Consider the following 6678-nt stretch of genomic DNA (forward strand, 5'->3'; position numbering starts at 1 on the left):
TACTTGGTGCTCGCCATGCTGTGGTGCTTAAGCATCGAACCAAAGAAGTTATCCAGTCGATGAGATTCAAGATCGGACTCTAACGCCGTTAATCGCTCAATCAATGTGTCGCCGAGTTGATTCTGCTCGTAGTGCGCTTCAAGGATTGAATGACATTGGCTTTGTGCTTTAAGCCACTTCTCTTCATCTTTGTATAAACCGACAGCTTGTTCAACAAACTCGTCGATATCATCAGCCACTGCGCCCGGCCATTGCAATTCTCCTTGTGGTAACATGCCTTCGCTGCCGATTTCACTCGTCACGTTCGGAGTTTGTAACTTCATCGCATCAAGCAACTTGCCTTTAATGCCCGCGCCAAATCGGAGTGGTGCAACACACACACGAGCTTGCTCCATCACTTCTTGAGCGTCTTTCGCCCAACCTTTGATATGGAAACCGGTTTTAGGGTTGTGCAAAGCCGTTGCTTTCGGCGGCGGATAAGATCCATAAATATGAAGTTCGGATTCAGGTAACTGCTTGCGAATCTTCGGCCAAATCTTCTGTAACTGAAGCACAGCATCCCAGTTCGGTGCGTGTCTAAAGTTACCTATCGTCATGAAATGCTTACGTTCTTCAAAGCTTTTCGTGCTTTCAGGAAGTGTATTAAGATCAACCATGAACGGCAAATGATGAAGCAGTTTTGGATCGATATTGAACTCAGATTGAAGCAGATCCATCTCGTAGCTTGAAATGATCAACGAAAGATCACAGCGTAAGATTGCGGCAATTTCACGTTTCGCTAAGTCACTGTACAAATGCGCTTTGGTCAGTTCAGCCTCTTTCTTAACCGCTTCATGGCGCGCGTTACGTAGGAACTGTAAGTCTTCGGTATCCAGTAATTTAAAGGCATTCGGACATACTTTCTCGACACGCCAACCAAACTGCTCTTCCATCATGAAACGGTCAAACATCACGACATCGGGTTGCAGCTCTTCGATGTACAGGTCAAAGCTATCGCAATTTAACTGTATAGATTGGCTCGTGATGCCCTCTTCAGAGAGATCGATCATGTGCTCGGTTTCTTGAGCTGGCGTTGCAAATTCAACGGACCAACCTTGTCTCTTGAACAGGCGTAAAAGAGACATCATATGGCTGCCAGCCGCCGATGAATTCGGTTCTGGCCAAACGTAGCCAATTGCTAAAACTTTCTTCAAAACACTTCCTAAGAAATAACAAAAGGGACGAGATCAGTCCCTAATTAAACGAGCACTATGGTGGTCGATTTATATCATGGGGCGAATCCGACTTAAAAGGCGAACTCGTACCATACTCCGCTACTCACTTTCTGAGTTAGGCCGCGTTTTACAGTGTAAAATGGCTCTTTCTAAAAGCTCTAAAGCAGATTTATCCGCTTCTGGCAGCTTAGCGTCCGATTGGCCTAACGGTTCAACTCGGCTACCCCATTTAATATGACCAGCGCCCCAAGTTAAACCGGCTCCGAATGCCGCCACAAGGATGTTTGAGTTAGGTTTAACAAAACCTTGCTCTAATGATTCACACAGTGCAATTGGCACAGTCGCTGCGGATGTGTTGCCGTAGTTTTGGATGTTAACAAACGCTTTCTCGCGCTCAATACCCGCCATATCACACAAGGTCTGGATGATTCGGATGTTGGCTTGGTGCGGAATCACAACATCGATATTGTCGGTTGAGATGCCAGTACGGCTTAATACTGTGTGTGCCGCAGCGCCCATGCCTTTCACTGCACGCTTGAAGATTTCTTTACCTACGAAATCAAAGTCCCAGTAGCCATTATCTGCAGCAAAGCGATCCATAGAAGTACCGAATTTTGGTACCGCTAAAATGTCACGGCCTTCGGCGTCACAACCGATTTTCGCTTCTTGTAAGCCAACCTGCTCTTCAGTGCGAGATAGAACCACAGCACCTGCGCCGTCGCCAAATAGAACCGCAGTATCACGCTTGGTCCAGTCGATGAAGAATGAAAGACGTTCTGCACCCACAACAATGGCATTGCGGTAGTTGCCCGCTTGAATCAGTCGAGTTGCGGTTTCAACGCCATAGATGAAGCCAGTACACGCTGCGTTAAGGTCGAAAGCCGCTGCGCTCTTGATGCCTAGGTTCTGTTGAACTTTAGACGCAGTATTTGGAATAAGGGAATCTGGGCTGCACGTCGCGATGATCACGAGGTCGATATCTTCGGCAGTAAGACCAGCACACGCCATTGCGTGTTGAGCAGCAACAGTCGCTAACTCAGAGGTATTTACATGACTGATACGACGGTTTTCGATACCAGTTCGAGTTCGAATCCACTCGTCAGACGTATCAATGAAAGTGCTTAGATCATCATTGGACAGCACGGCTGGTGGTAGACACTTTCCCCAGCCAGTAATTTCGGCGTAAAATTTTGTCATCATTTACCTATTTATTGTTTGTTTTTATTTAAGTATCGTATTCTAGTTTTAAACAGTATAAGCGCTCCGTGCGTGATTCGTAAATCGCGTTAGACACGGAGTTACAATAAAAAGAGAAAGTTATGTCTACATTCAACACACGTTGCCCTTCTTGTAATGGCGTAAACCGAGTTCCTTCAGAAAAAATTTCAGAAAGCCCAACCTGCGGTAAATGCAAAACAGCATTGCTCGATGGCGCTCCTATCGAGGGAACGTCACTTAATTTCCAATCTATTTTGAATAGTTCACAGCCAGTGGTTGTCGATTTCTGGGCAACATGGTGCAACCCATGTGTTGGCTTTGCGCCAGTGTTCAGTGACGTTGCTAAAGAGCGTTCAGGAGATATTCGATTCGTTAAGATTGATACTGAAGCTCAGCAACAGCTTGCCGCGATGTACCAAATCAGAAGCATTCCAACCGTGATGGTGTTTAAAGATGGTAAACGTGTCGATACGATTAACGGTGCATTACCAAAAGGTCAATTTGATCAATGGCTTAATCAAGCTCTAACCAAGTAACACTATTATTTAAGCTATCGTTTAAGCGATTGAATTAACTTTTGCTTTATTCTAAGTAAGCACACAAAAATAGGTTAGAGAGTCTTATCAAACAAAGACTATCTAACCTACTGTTTTATTTATGGTTATCACTCAACTTCTTGAATTAAACCACAGCTTCGCCTTTCGCTCGAATACTAGACTCTTGCTTACCTAGTCTGTATTCCTTTTTGATTTGATCTGCGACTTTTTCGGCAATCATAATGGTTGGCGCGTTTGTGTTTGCCCCAATCAATGTCGGCATCACAGAAGCATCAATAACTCTTAAGTTATTCAACCCATAGACTTTCAGATTGTTATCTACCACGGCTAATGAATCACTGTTAGGGCCCATTTTACAGGTCCCGACTGGGTGATACTGAGTGTCTGCACGGTTGCGAATATCTTGCTCGATAGCCTCGTCATCACTGGCGTCTACTGGGTAGAAAGCATTACCACGGATGTCGTCAAACGCCGAACTCTCTAACATTTGATACTGCTTCTTCCAGCCCTTAATCATTATCTCCATATCTTCAGGATGACTGAAAAACGCAGGATCGATCTTAGGCGGATCATAAGGATCATTACTATTGAGCGTTACGCTGCCGTTGCTTTTCGGACGCAACAAGGTGACATGAGACGTAAAACCATGACTGGTATGGATTTTTCTTGCATGGTCATCGACAACAGCGACCACAAATACAAACTCTAAATCCGGCACCGCGATATGATCTTCGGAACAAAGAAAACCTATCCCCTCTGCAAAATTACTGCTCATCTTGCCACGGCGTTCTTTGTGCCATAGCGGCAGAGCTTTGGTCATTTCAGAGGCCATTTGTAGCGAGATACCAAAAGTTTCACGCTTTTCACTGCACTTGTACGAATGCACCAAGTCGATATGGTCTTGGAGGTTCTTGCCCACTCCAGGCAACTCATGAACCTGCTCGATGTCATGCGCCTCCAAATCGTCTTTAGCACCGACACCAGACAGTAATAACAACTGGGGAGAACCAAATGCACCAGCAGATAGAATCACCTCTTTGTTACATTGGATCTGATAACGCTGTCCGTTAAAGCCATATTCGACTCCGACCGCTTTCTTACCTTCGAACAAAACTTTATGTGTGGTTGCTTTGGTCACGACCGTAAGATTTGGTCTCGAAAGGTTTGGCGTTAAGTAAGCCTTGGCAGCACTGCACCGTTCGCCATTCAACTGGGTTACCTGCGTCGGCATCGCCCCAAACTGAGCAGCACCGTTGATGTCTTCATTACGGGGAACCCCTATCGACTCACACGCCGTTAAGTAACGTTCCAACATCGGACTTGGCGATCGAAGGTTAGCCACGTTCAGAGGACCACCTTGGCCGTGAAACTCATCTTGGTGAACTTCGTTATTTTCCGCTTTCTTAAAGTAAGGCAAACACGAATCATAGTTCCAACCTGCATTACCCAAGCTTTCCCATGTATCGTAGTCGGAACGGTGTCCACGTGCGTACATCATGGCATTGATAGAGCTAGACCCACCAAGTGTCTTACCTCTTGGTTGATAACCTTTACGACCATTCAAACCCGGCTGTTCAACGGTCTCAAAGGCCCAGTTGTTTAGCTTAGTTGGCATCATCGCGGCTATACCTACGGGTGTATGGATTAATGGGCTTGTGTCTTTACCACCTGCTTCCAATAGGCAAACCGTGACATTGGGATCTTCAGACAGCCTTGCAGCCATTACACATCCTGCCGAGCCCCCGCCAACAACAATAAAATCATAACTATCCATTTGCCTATCTCCATTGGGTGTAACTCTCGTTTACGCTATTGCCGTGATTGATAACACCATACGAATGAACATTTTACGCAGGTATTTGTAATCATCAAGTTGAACACAACACCATTCCTCTCTGGCCTGCTCTACGACGTTACGTATGTTCATGAAGCACCAATGAGCTTAACTTTCTTCGCTTGAATTATCGTGATGATCAACAACCATCACGGATGACCTACGCGGATGATTGTATCGCTTACAAAACCATAATGAACATAATCCTAATGGCTTTTTGACCGCATAAAATCTCGCCAAATCGTAAATTCCGCTATGGTATTTTAGCTCAAGATCTCGATAAATTTCTTTTATCTTAACGACTATTTTTATTCGTTTTACCCAATTCAGTTTCTCCCCCATAGTCGCGGAAAATTCATCGTTTCTTTCACTATTTAGAGGCTCCTGCATTGGACAACATCCAACCAACAACTCGCATAACTGTTCCGGTTATTGCATTGTCTTTTTACGCGATCGCTTCAGGCTATTTAATGAGTTCATTACCATTAATGTTGTCTGAGTATGGCTTAGACAAAACTCTATCGAGTTGGTTGGCGAGTGCATTCTATGCAGGGCTTTTAGCCGGTACGTTATTGATTGAACGTGCGATTGCACGTGTTGGTCACAGAGATGCGTTTGTTATCGCTCTGGCTATTTTTATCGTAACGATCCTTGTGTTACCACTCATCCCACATCAAGCGGTATGGTTATTAGCCCGCTTTGTCGCTGGTGTAGCGGTTGCAGGTATCTTCGTGATTGTAGAGTCTTGGTTAATGAGCGGTGACGAATCTCAGCGCGCGAAACGCTTAGGCGTTTACATGTGTTCGCTATACGGCGGCTCTGCCGTTGGCCAACTCGGCATCGGTTACCTTGGTATTACAGGTGGCGTACCTTTCATTGCAATGTTCACCTTGTTGTTTGGTGCAATCATTGTGTTGATGTACGGACAAGCGACAGCACCACAAATTCACGATGCGCAGTCTTTATCATTAAAGCAAATCAGCAAACTGAGCCACAGCGCTTTGATTGGCTGTATTGTATCTGGATTAACACTTGGATCTATTTACGGGCTGATGCCTGTTGAGCTTGCTCAACGCAACATCGCACATCAAGATATTGGCGGTTTGATGGCGTTAGTGATTATGGGTGGTATGGCCGTTCAACCAATGGTGACATGGTTATCTCATCACATAGGACAAGTGTTATTGATGGCGCTGTTCTGCTTACTAGGGGTTGCAAGCATTGGTGTACTAACGATTAACCATGATTTTTATGTTCTTGGTATGAGCTTGTTTGTGTTAGGTATGGCGACTTTTGCACTTTACCCAATCGCGATTAACTTGGGTTGTCGTAACTTAGACCCGAGCTACTTGGTCTCAGTGACTCAGGTTATGTTGTTGTGTTACAGCATCGGTTCAGTCGCAGGACCATTGGTTGCAGATAGCTTTATGGATTCACAAGCGGGATTATTCACTTACCTGTTCGCGTCTCTACTCGCTACAACGATCTACATGTTGATTGCTAGCTTAAAACGCTCTCCTCTACAGATTGCAGGCGAGTAAGTTCGAATGACAACTATCCTCCTCAGGTAGGATAGTTACCTCTAGAGCTCTTAGTTATGACTTTCCGTCTAACGAAGAGCTCTTTTTGTTTGATGACTTCTGAGCAAAAGTCGACAAAAGCATCAATACTAAAAATAGAGGTGTTCTTCAGGTTAAGGCTGAAATATGTAGCCTTCACCAGTAATGGTAATGATTAGGCCATCCCCGAATAGTGATCTGATCTCAGATATCGCAACAATCACTGACGAGTTAGTGACTGACCCATTCTCCCAGCCAATCTTCTTCAATTGCCCGACACTGAACAATTTCCCTCG

6 protein-coding genes and 2 pseudogenes are annotated in these 6678 nt (G+C 45.0%); 2 read left to right on the plus strand and 6 right to left on the minus strand.

Annotation, left to right across the window (positions count from 1 at the left end; genetic code table 11):
- A partial coding sequence (locus MED222_RS19380) for a glycosyltransferase (RefSeq protein WP_009845383.1) occupies positions 1–1193 on the minus strand: 1193 nt, incomplete at its 3' end.
- A gap of 120 nt (positions 1194–1313) precedes the next feature.
- Entirely contained in the window at positions 1314–2411 is a 1098-nt protein-coding gene (locus MED222_RS19375) for a ketoacyl-ACP synthase III (protein WP_009845384.1), read from the minus strand.
- Positions 2412–2533: 122 nt separating this feature from the next.
- Between MED222_RS19375 and trxC the strand changes: the two genes are divergently transcribed.
- Complete coding sequence (gene trxC, locus MED222_RS19370) at positions 2534–2968, plus strand: thioredoxin TrxC (protein ID WP_009845385.1); 435 nt, start codon at positions 2534–2536, stop codon at positions 2966–2968.
- 145 nt (positions 2969–3113) lie between these two features.
- On the opposite strand, the gene MED222_RS19365 is transcribed toward trxC, so the two are convergent.
- From MED222_RS19365 to MED222_RS22800, 3 genes and pseudogenes are all read right to left on the minus strand, one after another.
- Positions 3114–4763 carry a GMC family oxidoreductase gene (locus MED222_RS19365; RefSeq protein WP_009845386.1) on the minus strand — a complete coding sequence of 550 codons (1650 nt, stop codon included), beginning with the start codon at positions 4761–4763 and terminating at the stop codon, positions 3114–3116.
- Between the two features lie 30 nt (positions 4764–4793).
- Positions 4794–4916, minus strand: a complete 123-nt coding sequence (locus MED222_RS22705; RefSeq protein WP_261879051.1) for a hypothetical protein — start codon at positions 4914–4916, stop codon at positions 4794–4796.
- A gap of 88 nt (positions 4917–5004) precedes the next feature.
- Positions 5005–5213 (minus strand): annotated as a pseudogene (locus tag MED222_RS22800) (hypothetical protein).
- Here MED222_RS22800 and MED222_RS19355 point away from each other — a divergent pair.
- Positions 5213–6364: an MFS transporter gene (locus MED222_RS19355; RefSeq protein WP_009845388.1), complete on the plus strand. Its 1152-nt coding sequence runs from the start codon at positions 5213–5215 to the stop codon at positions 6362–6364. The pseudogene MED222_RS22800 and the gene MED222_RS19355 overlap by 1 nt on opposite strands.
- Positions 6365–6516: 152 nt before the next feature.
- Here MED222_RS19355 and MED222_RS22265 read toward each other — a convergent pair.
- A pseudogene (locus tag MED222_RS22265) lies at positions 6517–6678 on the minus strand (helix-turn-helix domain-containing protein); the annotation flags it as partial.

Origin of the sequence: Vibrio sp. MED222 (assembly GCF_000153005.1) — a bacterium.
GTDB classification, from domain to species: domain Bacteria; phylum Pseudomonadota; class Gammaproteobacteria; order Enterobacterales; family Vibrionaceae; genus Vibrio; species Vibrio tasmaniensis_A.